Source organism: Lelliottia sp. GFLA7, from assembly GCF_056490165.1.
Window position 1 is genome coordinate 1 of sequence record NZ_JBWLAQ010000109.1, and the last position, 407, is coordinate 407.

General features: G+C 53.1%; 1 protein-coding gene. It reads left to right on the top strand.

Annotated elements, in window-relative coordinates; all coding sequences use genetic code 11:
• Positions 1–228: 228 nt before the first annotated feature.
• Positions 229–407 (top strand): ribbon-helix-helix domain-containing protein (locus tag AC07RN_RS21395; RefSeq protein WP_478337285.1); only part of this gene is annotated, 179 nt, incomplete at its 3' end.

The following is a 407-nucleotide window of genomic DNA, read 5'->3' on the forward strand; positions in this document are numbered from 1 at the left end:
GCTCACTCGCGCATAACCGATCTTCATCAAAAGTACTGTTTACTCGACTACGTTAGTAATAGTTGAACTTTGATTAAGCGTACCAGTTATTTGAACCGTAGCGCGGGGAGCTTAACGAACCGAGCCATTCCTCGATAGAGTTCGGCAAAACCTTCGTTTTGTCGAACCATTGCATCGCCCTTTGTGATTGGCGTATAAACACACAAACACCTATTAGCGGAGAACGCTATGAATACCATTCGCTGGAATGTCGCCGTCTCGGCCGACACCGACCAGTCGCTTCGGATGTTTCTGGCCAGCCAGGGCGGCGGCCGTAAGGGCGACCTGTCGCGCTTCATCGAAGAAGCGGTACGGGCACACATCCTGGAGCTGAGCGCTGAGCAGGCCAAGGCCGCTAACGCCCATCT